The 19,727-nt window shown below is 72.5% G+C and carries 18 protein-coding genes; 9 read left to right on the top strand and 9 right to left on the bottom strand.

The genetic code is table 11. The annotated features are described in order from the left end of the window. Positions 1 to 231: 231 nt before the first annotated feature. From AB0I79_RS28750 to AB0I79_RS28735, 4 genes are read left to right on the top strand one after another with little or no spacing between them, the layout of a single operon-like run. Complete coding sequence (locus AB0I79_RS28750; protein WP_357878958.1) at positions 232 to 2,646, top strand: nitrate- and nitrite sensing domain-containing protein; 2,415 nt, start codon at positions 232 to 234, stop codon at positions 2,644 to 2,646. Continuing rightward, on the top strand, positions 2,646 to 3,077 hold the full coding sequence (locus AB0I79_RS28745) for a roadblock/LC7 domain-containing protein (RefSeq protein WP_253759359.1): 432 nt from the start codon (positions 2,646 to 2,648) through the stop codon (positions 3,075 to 3,077). Before AB0I79_RS28750 ends, AB0I79_RS28745 begins: the two co-directional genes overlap by 1 nt. Further along, complete coding sequence (locus tag AB0I79_RS28740; protein WP_357878955.1) at positions 3,074 to 3,472, top strand: DUF742 domain-containing protein; 399 nt, start codon at positions 3,074 to 3,076, stop codon at positions 3,470 to 3,472. The genes AB0I79_RS28745 and AB0I79_RS28740 overlap by 4 nt, the downstream gene beginning before the upstream one ends. Next, entirely contained in the window at positions 3,453 to 4,052 is a 600-nt protein-coding gene (locus tag AB0I79_RS28735; protein ID WP_357878952.1) for an ATP/GTP-binding protein, read from the top strand. Before AB0I79_RS28740 ends, AB0I79_RS28735 begins: the two co-directional genes overlap by 20 nt. Positions 4,053 to 4,065: 13 nt before the next feature. Here AB0I79_RS28735 and AB0I79_RS28730 read toward each other — a convergent pair whose 3' ends face one another. The 3 genes from AB0I79_RS28730 to AB0I79_RS28720 form a co-directional block, all read right to left on the bottom strand. Then, positions 4,066 to 5,046 (bottom strand): DUF1838 family protein, encoded by a 981-nt coding sequence (locus AB0I79_RS28730; protein WP_357878949.1) that lies wholly within the window; start codon positions 5,044 to 5,046, stop codon positions 4,066 to 4,068. A gap of 89 nt (positions 5,047 to 5,135) precedes the next feature. After that, the gene (locus tag AB0I79_RS28725) at positions 5,136 to 5,738 is read right to left on the bottom strand and encodes a DJ-1/PfpI family protein (protein WP_357878946.1); all 603 of its coding nucleotides are present in this window, start codon (positions 5,736 to 5,738) and stop codon (positions 5,136 to 5,138) included. Continuing rightward, positions 5,735 to 6,697: a GlxA family transcriptional regulator gene (locus AB0I79_RS28720; RefSeq protein ID WP_357878943.1), complete on the bottom strand. Its 963-nt coding sequence runs from the start codon at positions 6,695 to 6,697 to the stop codon at positions 5,735 to 5,737. The genes AB0I79_RS28725 and AB0I79_RS28720 overlap by 4 nt, the downstream gene beginning before the upstream one ends. Positions 6,698 to 6,835: 138 nt before the next feature. Here AB0I79_RS28720 and AB0I79_RS28715 point away from each other — a divergent pair, with 138 nt between their 5' ends. After that, complete coding sequence (locus tag AB0I79_RS28715) at positions 6,836 to 7,504, top strand: HD domain-containing protein (RefSeq protein WP_357878940.1); 669 nt, start codon at positions 6,836 to 6,838, stop codon at positions 7,502 to 7,504. A gap of 27 nt (positions 7,505 to 7,531) precedes the next feature. Here AB0I79_RS28715 and AB0I79_RS28710 read toward each other — a convergent pair whose 3' ends face one another. The 5 genes from AB0I79_RS28710 to AB0I79_RS28690 form a co-directional block, all read right to left on the bottom strand. Beyond that, complete coding sequence (locus AB0I79_RS28710; protein ID WP_357878937.1) at positions 7,532 to 8,626, bottom strand: DUF917 domain-containing protein; 1,095 nt, start codon at positions 8,624 to 8,626, stop codon at positions 7,532 to 7,534. Beyond that, the gene (locus AB0I79_RS28705) at positions 8,623 to 9,693 is read right to left on the bottom strand and encodes a DUF917 domain-containing protein (RefSeq protein WP_357878934.1); all 1,071 of its coding nucleotides are present in this window, start codon (positions 9,691 to 9,693) and stop codon (positions 8,623 to 8,625) included. The genes AB0I79_RS28710 and AB0I79_RS28705 overlap by 4 nt, the downstream gene beginning before the upstream one ends. Positions 9,694 to 9,696: 3 nt before the next feature. Continuing rightward, positions 9,697 to 11,262, bottom strand: coding sequence for a hydantoinase/oxoprolinase family protein (locus tag AB0I79_RS28700; protein ID WP_357878931.1), 1,566 nt, complete (start codon positions 11,260 to 11,262; stop codon positions 9,697 to 9,699). Positions 11,263 to 11,284: 22 nt separating this feature from the next. After that, positions 11,285 to 12,598, bottom strand: coding sequence for a cytosine permease (locus AB0I79_RS28695; protein WP_357878928.1), 1,314 nt, complete (start codon positions 12,596 to 12,598; stop codon positions 11,285 to 11,287). Between the two features lie 144 nt (positions 12,599 to 12,742). After that, entirely contained in the window at positions 12,743 to 13,921 is a 1,179-nt protein-coding gene (locus AB0I79_RS28690; protein WP_357878926.1) for a cysteine desulfurase-like protein, read from the bottom strand. Between the two features lie 9 nt (positions 13,922 to 13,930). Between AB0I79_RS28690 and AB0I79_RS28685 the strand changes: the two genes are divergently transcribed. From AB0I79_RS28685 to AB0I79_RS28675, 3 genes are read left to right on the top strand one after another with little or no spacing between them, the layout of a single operon-like run. After that, positions 13,931 to 14,980, top strand: coding sequence for a winged helix DNA-binding domain-containing protein (locus AB0I79_RS28685; protein WP_357878923.1), 1,050 nt, complete (start codon positions 13,931 to 13,933; stop codon positions 14,978 to 14,980). A 25-nt stretch (positions 14,981 to 15,005) separates the two neighbouring features. Then, positions 15,006 to 16,436, top strand: coding sequence for a wax ester/triacylglycerol synthase family O-acyltransferase (locus AB0I79_RS28680; RefSeq protein WP_357878920.1), 1,431 nt, complete (start codon positions 15,006 to 15,008; stop codon positions 16,434 to 16,436). Positions 16,437 to 16,452: 16 nt separating this feature from the next. Continuing rightward, positions 16,453 to 17,556: a winged helix DNA-binding domain-containing protein gene (locus AB0I79_RS28675; protein WP_357878917.1), complete on the top strand. Its 1,104-nt coding sequence runs from the start codon at positions 16,453 to 16,455 to the stop codon at positions 17,554 to 17,556. A gap of 234 nt (positions 17,557 to 17,790) precedes the next feature. Here the strand turns inward: AB0I79_RS28675 and AB0I79_RS28670 are convergent, their stop codons facing one another. Then, a complete protein-coding gene (locus tag AB0I79_RS28670; RefSeq protein ID WP_357878914.1) occupies positions 17,791 to 18,423 on the bottom strand; it encodes a TetR family transcriptional regulator in 633 nt (210 codons plus the stop codon). Positions 18,424 to 18,554: 131 nt separating this feature from the next. On the opposite strand from AB0I79_RS28670, the gene AB0I79_RS28665 reads away from it, so the two are divergent. Beyond that, positions 18,555 to 19,535 (top strand): RNA polymerase sigma factor, encoded by a 981-nt coding sequence (locus tag AB0I79_RS28665; RefSeq protein WP_357878911.1) that lies wholly within the window; start codon positions 18,555 to 18,557, stop codon positions 19,533 to 19,535. Positions 19,536 to 19,727: the final 192 nt, after the last annotated feature.

The following is a 19,727-nucleotide window of genomic DNA, read 5'->3' as shown; positions in this document are numbered from 1 at the left end:
GAGACGGGTCTCCGGATCGCGGAGCCGATCCTCCCGGCCCTCGTGGCGGCGGCCACCCATGCCTGGCTGGGGAGCGCCATCGCTGGGGCGGCTTCCGGTAGGTAACGGTAGATTCCGCTCAGGAAGGGGGACTTTCCGGTTCAACTGCCGTATGGCTACGATCGGGCACCGATCGCCTCTGCGGCGATCTTACGTCCTGGGTTTCACCGATCGGCGAGGAGTGTCCTGCACGTGGCTGGATGGGGCAGGAACAGGCGACGGCCAACGGGGACCCCCGACGACACCAGCGGGCCGGCGGGGGTGCGCCGGCTGCGCCTGCGTACGGTGCTGCTCGTCGTGGTGATCGTCCCGACCGTGACGTTCACCCCGCTGCTGGCGTCGGGCATGTCGCAGCTGTTCGGGCAGTGGCGGACGGAGAAGGTCCAGATGGACCTGGCCACCACGAAGGTCGGCAAGCCGACGGCCGACCTGTTCTTCGCCCTGGACCGGGAGCGCAGGCTGACCGCGCAGGTGCAGGCCGCCCCCGGTGGCGCCGCGCGTGACAGGCTCGCGGAGCAGCGGGCCGCGACCGACCGCGCCGTGCGCGCCTTCCGCCCCCTCACCGCGCTGGACCCGGCCGACGCGCAGGAGGGCCTCGCCGAGGCCCTGGCCACGACCGGGCGCGAGCTCGGTCTCCTCGACCAGCAGCGCCGGGCGGTGGATTCGGGCTGGTCCAGCGGCCGCCAGGCGTTCGAGTACTACAGCGGCGTCATCGAGTCGGGCCTGCGCGTGCTGGCCGCCCTCGGCAACACCGGCGAGGGCCAGGTGAACACCACGGCGCGGCCCCTGGTCGACCTGCTCTGGATCGTCGACATGGTCGGCCGCGAGGACGCCGTCCTGGCGCGCGGCTGGCCGACCGGCAGGCTGACGAGGAGCGAGTACAACATCGTCACCGAGGCCGCCGGCACCAGGAACCACCTCATGCACGCCCGGGTGGTGCCCGCTCTGACGGGGGAGGAGACCCGGTACGCGAAGATGACCGACGGCCAGGCCTGGCGCACCATGACCGCCGTGGAGGGGCGGCTGTCGCTCGCCGACGGCGACCAGGTGAGGCTCCGCGACGACAGCGCCGAATGGCGCTCCTCGGCGGAGACGGTCACCGGGCAGCTGCGCGAGCTGGTCGGCCTGCGGTTCGAGCATCTCGGCAGGGTCGGCTACGGCCACGCCGACATGATCTTCACGGTGTTCGTCAGCATCTCCACCGTGGGCGTGCTCGCTCTGGGCCTGGTGATCTTCACGAGCTGGCGGCTGACCTCCGTGCTCCGGCGGCGCATCCTGCACCTGCGTCACGACGCCCAGGAGCTCCAGGAGCGGCTGCCCGACGTGGTCGCCCGCCTGGAGCGCGGCGAGGACGTCGACGCGGACGCCGAGGTGCGCATGATCGAGCCCACCGGCGACGAGCTCGGCGAGCTCGGGCAGGCGCTGAACCTGGCCCGCCGCAGCGCCGTGCGCACCGCGGTGCGGCAGGCCGAACAGCACCGCGGCTTCCAGCGCATGCTCCAGCGCATCGCCCGCCGTACCCAGATCCTCATCGGCCTGCAGCTGAAGAAGCTGGACGAGCTCGAGCGCAAGCACGAGGATCCCGAGGTGCTGGAGGGCCTGTTCGACCTGGACCACCTGACCGCCCGGCTGCGCCGCTACGAGGAGAACCTGGTGATCCTCGGCGGCGGCCAGCCGCAGCGCCGCTGGCGCAAGCCGGTACGCCTGCTCGACGTGCTGCGGGCCGCGCAGAGCGAGGTCCAGGACTACCGCCGGATCTCCATCGACGTCGAGGGCGAGCCCTGGATCGCCGAGCGCGCCGTGGGGCCGCTGATCCACGTCCTGGCGGAGCTGATGGAGAACGCCACCACCTTCTCCAAGCCGCTGACCCCTGTCGAGGTGCGGGCCGCACCGGTCAGCCGGGGCGTCGCCGTGGAGATCGAGGACCGCGGCCTGGGCATGGAGCCCGAGCAGTACGACGCCGTCAACGCCCTGCTGCAGTCGCCGCCGCAGCTCGACATGATGACGCACGCCGATGACGTGCGCCTGGGCCTCTACGTGGTGGCCAGGCTCGCCGCGAGCCTGGGCGTGCAGGTGGAGCTGCGCTCGTCGGCCTTCGGCGGCACCCGCGTCATCGTTCTCCTGCCGGAGACGCTGGTGGTGGACCGCCCGCGTACGGCGCCGGAGCCCGTCGCCGCCCCCGAGGAGGCGGCCGCCCCGCGGGCGGCCACGGAACCTCCCCGCCCGCCGGACCGGAACGAGGCGTTGCCGACCCGTGCCAGGGGACGCGCGATGGCCTCCGTCACGGCTGCACCCGGGTCGCCGCCGCCCGGATCGCCGCCGCCCGGATCGCAGGCGGCGCCCGATTCGCCGGCGGCGCCCGGCCTCCGGCCGCTCCCTCAGCGCGTCCGCCAGGCCAGCCTGGCCGAGGAGCTCAAGGTCCCAGCGGACCAGGGCGACGGCGGCGACCAGGAGAGCTGGGCCGAACGCGAACAACCCGCCCGATCCGGCGCCATGATCGGCGCCTTCCAACGGCAGTCCAGAAAGCGCCGCACCGGCGAGGACGTACCCCCGACCCCGCCGGGCGGATCCCCCGAACCCACCTCCCCGACGACGGAAGATCGATGATGACGCAGCGCACCACCGCCACCGACACGGACCTGGACTGGCTGCTGGACGGCCTGGTCGATCAAGTCGCGGGCACCCGGCACGCCATCGTGCTGTCCGACGACGGCCTGGTGATCAGCCGGTCGCGGACCATCAAGCGCGCGGACGCCGAACGCCTGGCCGCGATCGCCACCGGCCAGCAGAGCCTGGCCCGCGGCGCCGGGCAGCTCTTCGGCGGCGGGCAGGTCCACCAGGTCATCATCGAGATGGCTGATCTGTGGCTGTTCATCACCGCCGCGGGCCGGGGCACCCACCTGGCCGTGGTCGCCTCCCAGGAGGTCGACGCCGAGCTCATGAGCGTGGCCATGCACACCCTGATCCAGCAGGTCGGGAAGAAGCTGGGCACCGACGCGCGCACCCCGCAGGGCCACGATGTCTGGGGACACGGATGAAACACTGGACGGAGGGGTTCGCCGACGACGACGCCGACGAGCCCCTTGTCCGTCCTTACACGATCACCGGCGGGCGAACCGCTGCCGAGCGGGAGGACCTGGCGCTGATCACCGTGGTGGCGGCGGTCTCCGAGGTTCTCGAGGAGACGGGACGCGGCCAGCGGAGATGGCAGCCGGAGCACCGCTCCATCCACGCGCTGTGCCTGCGGCCGCTGGCGGTGGCGGAGATCGCCGCCGCGCTGGACCTCCCGGTGTCGGTGACCAAGATTCTCATCGGTGATCTGATCGAGTCGGGTCAGGCGCGGGCCCGGCCACCGCTGGCGTTCGCGCAGGCAGGCGGTTTCCCCGACATGGCAATCCTTGAGGCGGTGAGGGATGGGTTACGCAAACTCTGACCACGGGGACGATGCGCCCCTGGCGGTGAAGATCCTGATCGCCGGCGGTTTCGGTGTCGGGAAGACGACCATGGTGGGCGCGGTGAGCGAGGTCGCCCCGCTGCGTACGGAGGAGTACCTGACCCATGCCAGCGTCGGCGTCGACGACCTGGACGGCGTGAGCGGCAAGTCCACCACCACCGTCGCGCTGGACTTCGGTCGCATCACCATCAACGACCACCTGGTGCTCTACCTGTTCGGCACGCCGGGGCAGGAGCGCTTCTGGTTCATGTGGAACGACCTGGTCAACGGAGCGCTGGGCGCGGTCGTCCTGGTCGACACCCGCCGGCTGGAGGTGAGCTTCGCCTCCATCGACTTCTTCGAGAGCCGCGGCATCCCCTTCGTCGTCGGCGTCAACTGCTTCCACGGTGTCCGGGACCGGACGCGGGAGGAGATCCGCAAGGCGCTCGATCTCGACCCGCAGGTGCCCCTGGTCCTGTGTGACGCCCGTGACCGGAAGGAGGGGCGCGATGTGCTGCTGGCGCTCATCGACCATCTGATGGCCGCCAAGGCCCGCACCGCACCGCACCCCGTGCCGTGACCGGTTCCGGCGTTCAGGCGCGGCCGTTGGCGGCGCACCATCCTGCCCAGGTGGTGGCCCCCTTGCCGAGCTGCTTGTTGTAGAAGGACGTCCAGGAGTTCTCGCTCGCCCCCGGCGCGCTGGGGGCGGACTTGTACAGCGGGTAGCCCGCCTCGACCTCGGCCCGCAGCCACGGCTCGATCTGGGCGTAGGAGTCCAGCGACCAGCTCCGGGCGTGGTAGGTGAGCTGACCGCGCACGTCGGTCTCCGGCAGGCACATGAACGGCGCCCACGGGCTGGTCCGCGCCCAGCTGATCTTCGTCTCCATCGCGCCGCCCGGCACGCCGGGCCCGGTGCGCTCCGCCACCTCGCGCTCATCGACGGAGAAGTCGAACATCTCCTGCGCGGCGTACACGCCTCCGGTCAGGCCGAACCCCTCGCCGAGGGTGGTGGCGAAGTTCGTGCGGACGGGGATGTCGCTGGTCCACACCGTCTCGTCGTGCAGGTGCTGCAGCGGCGGGCCGGCGTAGGCGGAGGTGATCGTGAACGGGCCGAAGTTCACGGTGTCGTTGTTGATGGGGACGACCGGGTACGTCTTGCCGTCGATCGGGTTCTTCCACTCCCGCAGGACGCGCCGCGGATCCGCCGGATCCGTGTAGAAGACGATCTCCCGCGAGAGCTGGTAGAGCTGGTTGGTGTCGGGGACCCGGTACAGCCGCCGGATGTTGTAGCCCTCGATGTTGAACAGCTTCTGGCCGTGCCGCATCGCCGGGTCCAGGCTGTTGCCCTCGATGTTGGCGTACACCGATCCGGAGATCCGGAACACCATGTCCTTTCCGTCCGGACGCCCGAACGTCTGTAAGGACAGCTTCCCGCTCGTGTCGGTGACGGTCGCGTAGACCGGTCCGGGATGGGTGGGCGCGGGGGCTCCGTCCTGCGCTGCGGCACCCGTGACGCTGGTGCTGAGAAGTATGGCGATCGGGGCCAGCAGCCCCGCGATGCCTTTTCTGATCACGTTCGGCCTTTCATATCGAACAGCGCCATATTGTGATCATGCGGTGAGACGGGTTGTCCAGCCCCGGCCGCCGGCGCGGGGCGGCACGGTCAGAGGGGCTCGTCGGCGAGGTAGGGCGGGGCGGGCTCGTACTGGATCTCGCGGCGTACGGCGCGTGCGTGGTCGCGGCCGTGCAGGCGGCCGATGAGCCAGAGCGCGCCGTCGATGCCGGCGGAGACGCCCTGGGTGGTGATCAGGTCGCCGTCGACGACGTAGCGGGCGTCGCGGACGACGGTGACGTCCCCGCGCGCTTCCAGGGCGTCCTCGTAGGTGCGGTGCGTGGCCACGCGGCGGCCGCGGGCGGGGCCGGCGGCGTGGAGCAGGAAGGCGCCGGTGCACACGCTCATGACCCAGTCGGCCTGGGCGGCGGTCTTGGCGATCCAGCCGGTGACGGCGGGGTTGTGCGGTTCGATCTCGCGGGCGCCGCGGCCGCCGGGCACCAGCAGGACGTCCAGCGGCGGGTGGTCGCCCAGGGTGCGGTCGGGCAGCACGTGCATGCCCTTGGCGCAGCGGACGGGGTCGGGGTGCTCGGCGAGGAGCAGCGCGGTGTCGGCGCCGCCGCGCAGGATGGCCGAGGTGGTGAAGACCTCCCAGGGGCCGGCGAAGTCGAGTTCTTCGGCGACGTCGAAGAGCAGCAGTCCGTACGTGGTCACAGGTGTTCTCCCGTGGTGGATCGGAAACGGTCGCGGTAGTCGGAGGGGGCGATGCCCAGGCAGCGGTGGAAGCTGCGGCGCAGCGTCTCGGCGGTGCCGAAGCCGTAGCGGCGGGCGATGGCCTCGACGGGGTCGCCGCCGTTCTCCAGGGCTCGCTGCGCGGCCTCCACCCGGACCCGTTCGACGTAGGCGGCGGGCGGGATGCCGAGTTCGGTGGTGAAGCGGCGTTGCAGGTGGCGGGGACTGAGCCCGGCGTGCGCGGCCAGGCCGGCGATGTCGTGCCGGGCGCCGGGGTCGGCGTGGATGGCCGTCACGGCCCGGCGGATCGGGTCGGAGGAGGGCTGCATCGACCACAGGCCCACGCTGAACTGGGACTGGTTGCCGGGCCTGCGCAGGAACAGCACGAGCTGGCGGGCCACCTTCAGGGCCACCTGCTGTCCCCGGTCCTCCTCCACCAGGGCCAGCGCGAGGTCCATGCCGGCGGTCACTCCGGCGGAGGACCAGATGCGGCCGTCGTGGATGAAGATGGGATCGGGCTGGACGGTGACGGCGGGGTACTCCCGGGCGAGCCGTTCGGCCCTGGCCCAGTGGGTGGTGACGCGCCGGCCGTCCAGCAGGCCGGCCTCGGCCAGCAGGAACGCTCCGCTGCAGACGGAGGCGACCCGCCGGGCGTCGCGGGCGGCGGTGGCGATCCAGCCGGTCAGGCCGGGGTCGTGCCTGGCGGTGTAGACGCCCGCGCCGCCGGCGACGATCAGCGTGTCGAAGCCGGTCGGCCGCAGCGCCGTGACCCCGTGCCCGGCGTGCACCGGCAGGCCGCTCTCGGCGTTCACCGGCCCTGACAGGGGGGCCACGATCTTGCAGTCGTAGCCTCCGGCCTGCCGGAACACCTCGTGCGGCCCGACGAGGTCGAGCGACTGGAAGCCCTCGAAGATCACGAAGGCGATGCGGGATGAGTGCACGTCCCCCAGGTTCGCGCTCGCGCCGGGATGGCGTCAACGACATGCTTCCCACAGATCGCGCCATGTCCCCAACCTTCAGGGTGCCTGAAGCATCCACTAAGCTTCAGGCTAACTGAAGGATTGCCGAGAGGAACTCCGGTGGACTACGACTCCCTGCCCTTCCCCCGCACCGACCTCGCCCTGGCCGCGATGCGGCACGCCCGGGACATCGAGCACCCGGCCATCTTCAACCACAGCATGCGCAGCTACCTGTACGGCCGCTTCATCGGCGGGCAGGAGGGGCGGCGCCCCGGCCACGACTACGACGACGAGCTGCTGTTCCTGGGCTGCGTGCTGCACGACACGGGGCTGGGCGACACAGGGCTGAGCGGCAGCGAGCAGCCCTTCGACATCGACGGCGCCGACCACGCCGTCAGCTTCCTCACCGGCCTGGGAGTGTCGCCAGAGCGCCTCGAGGTCGTCTGGGACGCCATCGCCCTGCACCTGCACCCCGACGTCGCCCTGCGCAAGCGGCCGGAGATCGCGCTCGTCTCGGCGGGCGCCGGCTTCGACCTCGGCCCGCACGGGCCCTACACCCTCCCGGCCGGCTACGCCGACCGCATCCACGCGGCGCTGCCCCGCCTGCGGGCCTCGGCCGCCCTGTACGACGCGATCGTCGCCCAGGGGCTCGCCCAACCCCACAAGGCCCCGCCGTTCACCCTGACCGGGGAGCTCCTGCGCCAGCACACCGGCCAGAGCTGGCCCACCTGGCAGCAGCTCATGACCCAGCCGCCGAGCTGGAACGACTACGACCCCCCGGCGGCCTGACCCCGCCGGAGGACGCCTCCGCCCCTCTCACGCGACCTCCTCGACGGGCCTGAACGCGTACGGCAGGCCGAACGCGGCGGGCCCGAACACCGCGAGCGCCTCGGGGGTGCGCATGAGGGCGGGCGTGGAGATGCCCACGACCGTGATCCGCTGGCCGTACCGCAGGCTCTCGGTGGTGATCGGCTCGGCCTGCTCCGACTCCAGCACGCACACCAGGTCCGGGACGAGGCAGCGCGGCTGGCCGTCCACCAGCGCCACCAGGTGCTCGTTCTGGAACATCAGCTCCAGCTCGTGCCGCCCGTCAAAGGACACCGCCGCCGCCCTGCCGCGGGCGAAGCCGGCCTCGGTACGCCGTTCGACGTCGGTGACCTTCCCGCGGAACAGCACGCGCAGGTGCCCGTACAGGGTGTCGCGCAGGGCCTCGGCCAGCGCCGCGATCGGGTCGGCCGAGATCTGCCTGGCCTGCCCGAGCGTGCGGCCCACCGTGCGGGCGAGGGACAGCGTGCGCGGCACGGCCGTGCGCTTGACCTGGGCGCCGGTCATCGGGTACTCGGCGATGTGCGCCACGCCGCCGAGGCGGATCGTGACGCCGCGGGCCAGCCACTCCATGCGCGCGTTGTCGGCGCCGGTGTCGATGATCGTGGTCTCGCCGCGCTCCCCGGCCACGACCATCGGCGAGCCCGGCACCCCGTACACCGCGAACGTCTCCATCTGCAGCTCGGGGAAGGCGCGCCCCATGCCGTCGGCGTCCACGACGGGCAGGCCGGTCCTGGCGGCGACGACGAGCGGGATCATCGAGTTGATGCCGCCGCACTCGATCGGCATGGTCGCGCCGGCCTTCCTGCCCAGGTGCGCCTCCAGCGCGCGCAGCGCGGCGACCGGCTCCGTGCCGCGCGGCAGCTTCTCGTGCACCACCGTCGGCGCGCCCATCTGGGCGGTGGGGATGACCAGCGTGTCGTCGTCCACCTCGTCCGGGTCCAGCACGGTGACAGGGCCGTGCTCGCGGATGGCCTCGCGCACCAGCAGGTGCCCCACGTACGGGTCGCCGCCCCCGCCCGTGCCCAGGACGGCGGCGCCGCGGGCCAGGTCCGGCAGGTCCTCCTCGGTCAGCTCCCAGCTCATCCGGCCGCCCCGACGGGGTCGAGGTCGTAGCCGAAGTACCGCGGCCCGGCCAGCGCCAGCCCCTCGGGGGTGTGCCAGCGCGGGTCCGCGGGGGCGGCGATGACCGTCACCCGCTGCCCGAACCGCAGCGCCTCGGTCGTGACGGCCTCCCCGCTCTCGCGGTCCAGGGTGCAGATCAGGTCCGGTACGGTCGCCCGCACCCGGCCGTCCACCTCGGCGACCAGGTACTCGTTCTGGAAGCGCAGCGTCAGCGCGCTCCCGGCGTCGCCGTCCAGGCCCGACAGGGTCGCGGTGCCGCGGGCGAACCCGGTCACGGTGCGGCGCTCGACGTCGGTCACCTTGCCGGTGAACAGCGTCGAGCCGCCCAGCCGGGCGACCACGGCGGCCACCGGGTCGGCGTGCGCGGCGCGCGACTCGCGCACCAGCCTGCCCAGCTCGGCGCAGAGGCTGAGGGTGCCGGGCACGAGCGAGTCGCGAGCCTGGGCGCCGGTCATAGCGTACGAGCTGATCATGGCGGAGCAGCCCATGTCGATGGTCGCGGAGCGGGCCAGGCGTTCGGCCCAGTGGTTGTCCACGGTGTCCAGGACGGCGCGGTTGCCCTTCTCGTCGGCGATGGCCATCGGCGTGGCGCGCACGCCGTACAGGGTGGGCAGGACCATCTGGATCTCGGGGAAGGCCCGCCCCATGCCGTCGGCGTCCACCAGCGGCAGCCCGAGCTGCGCCGCCGCGACCACCGGGATGAGCGAGTTGACGCCGCCGGCCTCGGCGCAGGCGATGTGGGTCAGGCCGCTGCCGAGGTAGCCGCTCAGCGCGCCGGCAGCGGCGGAGACCTGGTCGACGGAGGGCAGCTTCTCCACCATCACGGTGGGCGCGCCCATCATCGCCACCTGGACGAGGGCGGCGCCGGCGGGCAGCTCCTCCAGCGGGCACAGCTTCACGGGGCCGTACTCGCGCACCGCGGAGGCGGCCAGCAGGCGGCCGATGTGCGGGTCGCCGCCGCCGCCGGTGCCGAGGACGGCCGCGCCGGTCGCGATGTCGTCCAGGTCCGCCAGGGTGATCTCGCGCATGTGTCAGCGTCCCTTCGCGTCGGTGAGCTGCAGTTCGCCCACGGCCTTGGCCCTGATGCGGGTGGCGTTGCCGGGCAGGTACGGGATCGGCACCTCGTCGAAGTCCACGATCTGCACGGTCGAGGGGGACGCGCCGGCCGCCACGGCCCGGTCCACGGCCTCCTGCTTGGCGGCGTCCACGACGGCGTCGCGGCGGCCGGGCTCGACGGCGTACACGCGGTCCACCTCGCCGCCGATCTGGGCGATGGCCGCGCCGATCGCGTTGGCCACGGCGTAGTGGTCGGGCCGCCGCACCTCGCCCGCGCCGGCCAGCTCGTCGGGCAGCAGCACGGAGCCGCCGCCGACGGCCACGACCGGGAGCGGCTCGGCGGAGGTGCGCATGCGCTCCACCACGTCGGCCACGTCGTCGGCGATGCGCCGCAGCGCCGCCTCGACCAGGCCCCTGTCCAGGTGCGCGACCAGGGAGGGGTCGCCGATCTCGGCCCGGCCCGCCGCCACGGCGATGTCGGTGGCGGTCAGCGTGTCGCCGCCGAACACCAGCGCCCTGGAGGTCAGCTCGTAGCCCACGGAGTCGGGGCCCACGGAGTCGGGGCCCACGGCTCCTTCGCGCACCCGGCTGCCGCCGCCGATGCCGATGGACAGCACGTCCGGCATGCGGAAGTTGGTGCGGATCCCGGCCACGGTCACGTCGGTCGTGGCCTCGCGCGGGAAGCCGTGCCGCAGCACGCCCACGTCGCTGGTGGTGCCGCCCACGTCCACCACCGCGCAGGTGTCGAGCCCGGACAGCACGGCGGCGCCGCGCATGGAGTTGGTCGGCCCCGAGGCGAACGTGGCCACCGGGTAGCGGCGGGCGAAGTCCACGTCCATGAGCGTGCCGTCGTTCTGGCTCAGGTACAGCGGCGCGGTGATGCCCGCCCCGCTGACCGAGGAGGCCAGGCCGTCCACGATGTGCGCGGCCAGCTCGCGCAGGGCGGCGTTGATGATAGTGGCGTTCTCCCGCTCCAGCAGCCCGATGCGGCCGATCTCGGAGGACAGCGAGATGGCCGCGTCCGGCAGCTCGGCGGCGACGATCTCCGCGGCGCGCGCCTCGAACTCGGCGTTGACCGGCGAGAACACCGACGTGATCGCGACGCTGCGCACCCCGGCCTGGCCCATGTCCGCGGCGGCCTTGCGCACCTCGGCCTCGTCCAGCTCGGCGATGTGCCTGCCGTCGAACTCGTGCCCGCCGTGCACCAGGTAGCCGCGCCCGGACACCGCCTCGATCAGCCGCCCGGGCCAGTCCACCATCGGCGGCAGCGACGCCCCCGCCGGCAGGCTCAGCCGCAGCGCCGCCGTCGGGGCCAGCCGGCGCGCCTCGACCAGGGCGTTGATGAAGTGCGTCGTGCCGATCATCACCGCCCGCACGTCCGCCGGGTCGAACGGCCGCTGCTCCTGCAACCCCGCGATGGCGGCCACGATGCCGGAGGTGACGTCCGCGGTGGTGCTGGTCTTGACGGCGGCGAGCACCTGCCGCCCGTCCAGGAGGACGGCGTCGGTGTTGGTGCCGCCCACGTCGATGCCGATACGCACGAGAAATCCCCTCACTTGTCTCTCAGGCCCGCGCCTGCTCGGTACGCCCGGCCCCCACGCCCCGCACCAGGCCCAGCTTCCCCGCCACCACGTACAGAACGAACGCGACGACCAGCGAGTTGATGCTGCCGAGCCCGATCTCCACGAACCTGCCCACCAGGGCCGCGACCAGCCAGATCACCAGCGTGGCCGGCACCCAGGCCGGAGCCTGCTCGGGCAGCCGCCCGCTCGCCCTGGCCGCCTCCAGATCGCCGCGCCAGCGCCGGACCACGAAGTACTCGGCCACCATGATCCCCGCGATCGGCGGGAACGCCACGCCGAGCAGCGTCAGGAACTCGGTGAAGGCGCCCAGGATGCCGGCCGCGGCCAGCACGCTGCCCACGACGCCGATCAGCGCGGTGGCCAGGCCGCGGTGCACGCGCCTGCCGAAGACGGTGCCGACGAAGTTCACCAGGCCGAGGCCGGAGGAGTAGAGGTTCCAGTCGTTGATCTTCACGGTGCCCGCGACGATCACCAGGATGCCGACCCAGCCGACCGACGAGGTGACGATGGTGGTGATCTCGCTGGTGCCGACGGCGTGCGCGAGCAGCACGCCGGCCATGCCGATGACGTACTCGCCGAGCGTGACGCCGACCACCGTCTGCTTGACCACGTCGGCGACGCTGCGGTTGAACCGGGTCATGTCCGGCGTGATGATCGAGCCCACGATGAACCCGCCCGCGACCAGCGTCGTGCCCTCCAGCAGGCTGAGCTGCGGGCCCGGCGGCGCCGAGGCCATCAGCGCGCCCACGTCGTGCCGGGACAGCTCGCTGATGATCGACCAGCCGACCAGGACGAGGAACGCGGGCACCGTGACGTACGCCGTCCACGCCATGGAGCCGAACCCCCACAGCACGATCGAGGTGACCACCAGCCCGAACACCAGCGACCAGCCCCACTCGGGCAGCACGCCCACCAGCGCGGCCAGCCCCTGCGCGGAGACCGCCGACTGGATGCCGAACCAGCCCACGAGGCTGATCCCGATCGCCAGCCCGATCAGCGCCGACCCGGACCTGCCGAACCCCGTCCAGCGGGCCAGCATGGAGGTGGACATCCCCTCCCGCATCCCGATGATGCCGACGAAGACGGCGACCACCTCGAGGATGACGGCGCCCAGGGTGAGCGCCACGAACGCCTCCCAGAACCCCATCCCGAAGCCGAGCGTGGCGCCGAGCAGGAACTGGCTCAGCGCGGAAACCTGGCCGAACCGTTGAACGGCGACCGACCACCAGGAGTAGCGGGCGCTCTGGGGGACCCGGGTGAGCGCGTAATCGTCGACGCCGACGGCTGAGGCCATGCCGAGCTCCTTCGCAGGCGGGAGGTGTTGCTTGGCGGCCCACCATATGCGCTGGTCAGGAGGGTGTCAGTGGTGACATCACACAGTCGCCACGGCCTGACCGTGCACCATGCACACCCGCCGGCGGACGAGCTCGGCCGGGTTTCACGCCAGGCCCGCCACCCCCTCCAGGAGCCGGTCCACGTCCGAGCGGTCGTTGTAGTGCACCAGGCCGGCGCGGACCGCGCTGCCCGTGTCGCGGATGCCGAGCGCGCCGGTCAGCTCCCAGGCGTAGTTGTGGCCGCTCCACACGTTCACGCCCCGCCTGGCCAGGTGCTCGGCCACCTGGCGCGGGGCGTGGCCGGCCACGTTGAAGTACGCGGTGGCGGTGCGCCTGGCCGGCTTGCCGTACACGGTGACGTGCGGCATCGTCTCAAGACCCTCGATGAGCACCGCGAACAGCGCCAGCTCGTGCTCCTCCGCGGCGGCCATCGAGGTGAGCAGGCGCTCGCGGCGGTTGCCCGCGCCCGGCACCATGGCGGCGAGGTGGTCCACGGCGGCGGTCACCCCGTCCAGGTCGGCGAACGGCAGCGTGCCCGTCTCGAACCGGTGCGGCACCGTGTCAGGAGAGGAGGCCAGCTTGTCCGGCCTGATCGTCTCCAGCAGCGCGGGGTCGGCGATCACGGCGCCGATGTGCGGGCCCGACCACTTGTAGGCACTGGTGGCGTAGAAGTCGGCGCCCATCGCCCGCATGTCCACGGGGCCGTGCGGGGTGGCGTGCACGCCGTCCACGTACATGAGCGCGCCGGCCCGGTGCGCCAGCTCGGCGATGGCCGGCACGTCGGGGCGGGTGCCGAGGATGTTGCTGGCCGCCGTGACGGCGACGACCCTGGTCCGCTCGTTGATCAGGGCGGCGTACTGCTCGACGGGCAGCTCGCCGGTGACCGGGTCCACCTCGGCCCAGCGTACGGTGGCACCGGTCTGCGTCCAGGGGCGCACGTTGGCGTCGTGGTCGAGCCGGGACAGCACCACCTCGTCACCCGGGCCGGCCAGGGCCCTGGACAGGCGGTAGGTGAGGGTGGTCATGTTCGGGCCGAGGATGACGCCGTCGGGATGGCCGCCGACCAGGTCGGCCACGGCGGCGCGGCAGGCGGCCACGATGGCGTCGGAGCGGTGGCTGGCGGGGAAGGCGCCGCCGATGTTGCCGATCCCCGTCCGGTAGGCGGTGGCGATGGCGTCGATCACGGGCCGGGGGGTCTGCGTGCCGGCGGCGCCGTCGAGGTAGGCGTATCCGTCGGACAGGGCGGGGTACGTGGCACGTACCTCTTTAATGGGGAAGGGCATGATATGTAGATGCTCAGCCTTCGCGACCTCAACCGTGCCACCCTGGCCCGCCAGCATCTTCTCTCCCGCCACGAGGGGGACGCGGCCGACGTGGTGCACCGGCTGGTGGGGTTGCAGGCGCAGGAGCCGCGCCCGCCGTACCTCGGGGTGTGGACGCGGCTGGCCGGGTTCGGGCGCGACGACCTGCACGCGGCGCTGCACGCGCGCACGCTGGTGCGCGCCACCCTGTGGCGGGCCACGCTGCACCTGGTGACGGCCGCCGACTTCGCGGCGTTCCGGCCGCTGGTGGCGCCCGTGCTGGGTGCGGCGGCGCGCCGCTTCGACGGGGTCGACCTCGACGCGGTCGCGGCCGCCGCCGGACGGCTGCTGGCGGCGGGGCCCATGACGTTCAACGAGTTGCGGCCCCGGCTGCTGGAGGAGTTCCCCGGCGGGTACGACCGGGCGCTCGGGTACGCCGCGCGCATGCTCACCCCGCTGGTCATCGAGCCGACGCAGGATCGCTGGAGCTACCCGCGCGACCCGGCGTTCGGCCTGCCGGGCATCCCGATGGCGCCCGCGGACGCGCCCGCCCTGGTCGAGCGCTACCTGGCCGCGTTCGGGCCCGCCACCCCCGCCGACGTGCAGACCTGGTCGGGGCTCGGCGGGCTGCGCGAGGTCATGGCCGGCATGGACCTGGAACGGGTGACCGACTTCGCCGGGCGCGAGCTGTTCGACCTGCCTGGCGCGCCCCGGCCCGGCGGCGACGTGCCCGCCCCCGTACGGTTCCTGCCCGACTTCGACACGCTGATCCTCGGCCACGCCGACCGCACCCGCGTGCTGGCCGACGAGCACAAGGGCTTCGTCACCACCAAGAACCTGCGGGTACGGGCCGTCTACCTGGTGGACGGCTTCGCGGCCGGCACCTGGCAGATCAAGCGCTCGGGCAAGAAGGCCAGGCTGCTCGTCAGCCCGTTCGGCAGGACCGACCTGGGCCTGCTGGAGGAGGAGGGCCTGCGGCTGCTCGCCTTCGCCGAGCCCGACGCCGGCTCCTTGGCCCTTGAAGCGGTGGACGCAGTCTGATTGGTTCGGGGGCGGAGGTGTGACGATGCCACAGCTGACCGCCCTGGACGCGCAGTTCCTCCATTTCGAGACCGCAACCAACATCGCCAACATCGCCGGCCTGGCCGTGCTGGACGGCGATCTGAACCGGGCCGACCTGCAAGCCCTGCTCGAACGCAAGCTCCCGTACGTGCCCGCGCTACGGCGCCGGCTGGCCACGGTGCCGCTGGGGCTGGACCACCCGTACTGGGTGCAGGAGGACGATCTCGACCTCGACTACCACGTACGCGAGATCGGCCTGCCGCCGCCCGGCGACGACCGGCAGCTCGCCGACCAGGTCTCGCGCCTGCACGCCCGGCGGCTCGACCGAGGCCGGCCCCTGTGGGAGATCTACCTGATCCACGGGCTGTCCGGCGGACGCATGGGCCTCTACACGAAGATCCACCACGCGGCCGTGGACGGCATCGGCGGCGCCGACGTGCTGGCCGCGCTGCTCGACCTCACCCCCGAGCCCGGGCCGCCGCCCCCGCACCCGCCCGAGCGGGACGAGCCGGCGCCCGCGCCGCTGGCCATGGTGGCGCGCGGCCTGGCCAGGCTGGCGGGCAACCCCGCCGGCGCCCTGCGGTTCGCCGCCCGCGCCATGCCGCACCTGGACGAGATCCCCGTCGTGTCCTGGATCCCCGGCACCGCGGCCGTCTCCGGGCTCGCCCGCCGCCTGGCCGGCAGCGGCCGGGCGCCGGACCTGCCGGCGCTGCCCGCGCCCAGGACGCCGTTCAGCGGGCCGCTGTCCGGGCACCGGCGCTTCGCGTTCGTGTCGCTGCCTCTGGAGGAGATCAAGCAGGTGCGCAAGGCGTTCGGCGTCACGGTCAACGACGTGGTCATGACCGTGTGCGCGGGCGGGCTGCGCGCGTGGCTGGCCCGGCACGGCGGGGTGCCGCGGCAGCCGCTGGTGGCCGGGGTGCCGTTCTCGCTGCGTGCGGTGGGGGAGGAGGGGCCCGGCAACCAGGTGGCGATCATGACGGCGCCGCTGGCCGTCCACGTCGCCGACCCCGTCGCGCGGCTGCACCACGTCCGGCACGCCATGCACCGGATCAAGGACAGGTTCTCGCTGGCGCCCGCGCGGTGGCTGCGCGAGTTCAGCGAGTCGATGCCGGCGGCCCTCATGGGGCTGGCCTCGCGCTCGGCGTTCGCGCTGGTCGGGCAGGCCGCGCCGCCGATCAACGTGATCGTCTCGAACGTGCCGGGCCCCCAGTTCCCCCTGTACGTGTGCGGCGCGCGGCTGCTGTGCCACTTCCCCGTCTCGGTGATCACCGAGGTGAGCGGGGGCGTGAACATCACGGCCTTCTCCTACGACGGCTCGCTCGACATCGGGATCGTCACCGACAGGGAGATGGTGCCGGACGCCTGGGAGCTGGCCGGGCACCTGCGCGACGCCCTGGAGGAGCTGCGCAATGCGGAAGGGAACTTGCCGCAATAGTTCGTACGCTGCGCACATGACGCTGACCCGCGAGCTCGGCCTCCGAGTGCTCAACCGTACGACGCTGGAGCGGCAACTGCTGCTGAACCGGTCCGAGCTGTCCGCCGCCCAGGCCATCGAGCGGCTGGTCGCGGTGCAGGGACAGGAGATCGACGCCCCGTACATCGGGCTGTGGACCCGCCTGGCCTCCTTCACCCAGGACGACCTGGCCTCGCTCCTGTACGGCAGGCAGGTGGTGCGGGGCTCGCTGCTGCGCGGGACCCAGCACCTGACGCTGGCCGACGACTACGTCTGGATCCGGCCGCTGGTGCAGGTGATCCTCTCCCGGACCCGGCAGGGGGCGTTCGGGCGGCTGATGCGCGGGGTGGACGTGGAGGAGCTGGCGGCACTGGCGCGCGGGCACCTGGCCGGACGCACGCTCACCCGCCCGCAGATCCGCGACCTGCTGCGGGAGCGGTGGCCCGAGGTCGACCCGACGGCGCTGGGCTTCTCCGCGCAGGCGCTGCTGCCGATCGTGCACACGCCGCCGAACGGCATCTGGGGGAAGGGCGGGCCCACGCCGTTCACGCTGGCGGAGGAGTGGCTGGGACGGCCGCTGGAGCCGGCGCCGGCGGTGGAGCGGCTGGTGGCGCGGTACCTGGCGGCGTACGGGCCGGCGAGCGTGATGGACGTGCAGATGTGGTCGGGGCTGACGCGGCTGCGCGGGGTCATGGAGGCGATGCCCGGCCTCCGCCGCTACCACGACGTCTCCGGGCGTGTCCTCTACGACCTGGCGGACGCGCCGCTCGCCGCCGGCGACGTGCCCGCGCCCGTACGCTTCCTGCCCTGGTTCGACAACCTCATCGTCGCCTTCGCCGACCGGAGCCGGATGATGACCACCGAGCAGCGCAAGGCGGTGTGCGTGGGGGCGGTCGTCTATCCCACCTTCCTCGTCGGCGGAACTGTCGGTGGCGTGTGGGACCTTAAGGACGGCGTGCTCACGGTCGAGCCCTTCCAACCGCTGCCGGACGAGGTGATGGGGGAGCTGGCCGCCGAGGGGGCACGATTGATGGCGTTCGCCGGGGTGGAGGAAGGGGAGATCGTATGGTCGCCGCCCGGGAGCTCCGTGACGGCCCCATGAGGGGGAGCGGGGAGGCTGTCGTGTGCGTGTCCCGCTCGCCGGCAGAGGTGGCGTGACTTGCTCGCCGGGCAGAGAGTGGGCATGGCTGCTTGCCAGGCGGAGCGGCCCGGCCTGCGTGCCAGGCCCGGGTGGCGTGACTTGTGTGCCGGGCAGAGCGGGCTTCGCCTGCTTGCCGGACGCAGCGGGGCTGACTTCTTTGCCCGGCGGGCACGAGGCACGGCGGTGGCGGGGCGTTCAGCGGATGGCGTATTCGCCGATGGCGGGCTCCAGCAGGTCGAAGACCCGGCGCGCCATCTCGCCCAGCGTGGCGGCGATGCCGTCCTCATCGGCCTCGCCCGCCAGCATGCGGACCTGCAGTTCCCGGAAGAGCAGCCGGTCCGCCGCCGCGAGTTGCGCCGCCACGGCCCGCGCGGCGACCGGATCCCCCGGGGCCTCCTGCACGAGGTGCCGGGCCAGGGCCTCCTCGCGCTGGTCGTGCAGGTCGCGCAGGCGGGCCACCAGGGTGGGGCTGTCGGCGATCATCCGGGCGAAGTCCAGCCCGGTGAAGCCGATGACCGGGTCGCGCCGCTCCAGCGCCGCCAGATACGCCCCCCGCACGGCCCCGAGCGCCGACTCCCCGGCCGGGCGGCGCGCGACCGTCTCCGCCAGCCCCGCCGCGAACTCCTCGTGGTGGTCGAGAGCCAGGTCCTCCTTGCGCGGGAAGTAGTTGGTCACGGTCATCTTGGCGACCCGGGCCGCGGCGGCGATGTCGGCGATCGTCGTCCGGTCGAAGCCACGTTCCAGGAACAGTTGGGTAGCGTGGTCAGAGATGGCCTGCCGGGTCTCTCGCTTCTTCTGTTCCCTCAACCCCAAGGTGTCGGTGCTCATGGCCCCAGTCTTCCACAAAAAGTTAGGTTCGACCTTATTTTAGGTTGACCCTCTCCTAGAGGGCACCTAAAGTTAGGTGCGACCTAAATTTAGGCCGCCGTCCATCATCCAAAGCGAGCGAGGAGAGAGTCTTGTCCCAAGCAGCAGAGGTTCTCGAACTGGACGACACCAGCGCCGAGGCCGGCGCCGACGGTGGCGCGGCCGTCGGCGCCGACTCGGTCAAGGCCTACCTGAAGGAGATCGGCCGCGTGCCCCTGCTCACCGCCGAGCAGGAGATCGACCTCGCCAAGCGCATCGAGGCGGGGCTGTTCGCCAGGGAACGGCTCGACACGGAGCCGAACCTGCCGGACGAGCTGCGCACCGAACTCGAGTGGATCGCCGACGACGGCCTGCGCGCCAAGCGCCGCATGCTGGAGGCCAACCTGCGGCTGGTGGTCTCCATCGCCAAGCGCTACACCGGTCGCGGCATGCTCTTCCTGGACCTGATCCAGGAAGGGAACCTGGGGCTGATCCGGACGATCGAGAAGTTCGACTACCAGCTCGGCTACAAGTTCTCCACGTACGCCACCTGGTGGATCAAGCAGGCCATCACCCGCGCCATGGCCGACCAGGCCCGGACGATCCGCATCCCCGTCCACATGGTGGAGCTGATCAACAAGGTCGCGCGGGTTCAGCGGCGGCTGCAGAGCGAACTCGGGCGCGAGCCCACCCCCGAGGAGGTGGCCAAGGAGAGCGAGCTCGAGGTCGACCGCGTCATCGAGGTCCAGCGGTACGGGCGCGAGCCGATCTCCCTGCACACGCCGCTGGGAGAGGAGGGCGACAGCGAGTTCGGCGACCTCATCGAGGACACCGAGGCGGTCTCGCCGGCGGACGCGGTCTCGTTCACGCTGCTCCAGCAGCAGCTGCGGGCCCTGCTCGACCAGCTCTCCGAGCGCGAGGCGGGCGTGATCAGCATGCGGTACGGCCTCACGGACGGCAAGCCCATGACGCTCGACGAGATCGGCCGCATCTACGGCGTCACCCGCGAGCGCATCCGCCAGATCGAGGCCAAGACCATGTCCAAGCTCCGCCACCCGTCCCGCTCCCTGGCCCTGCGCGACTACCTGAGCTAGGCGACCACCCGAGCCAGGCTGCTACTTGAGCTGGGCGGTCAGCCGAGCCAGGCCGCCACCCGAGCCAGGCCGCCACCCGAGCCAGGCCGCTGCCCGAGCCAGGCGGTGGCCCGAGGCGGGGCGCAGCGTTGCCTGCCCGCCGCGGCCTTCGCCATGGCCCCCTCCTCAAGCCCTCGCAGGGCGGCGGAGGAG

Origin of the sequence: Nonomuraea sp. NPDC050202, from assembly GCF_040656115.1 — a bacterium.
Taxonomy (GTDB): domain Bacteria; phylum Actinomycetota; class Actinomycetes; order Streptosporangiales; family Streptosporangiaceae; genus Nonomuraea.
This window is presented reverse-complemented; position numbering and strand designations above follow the sequence as displayed.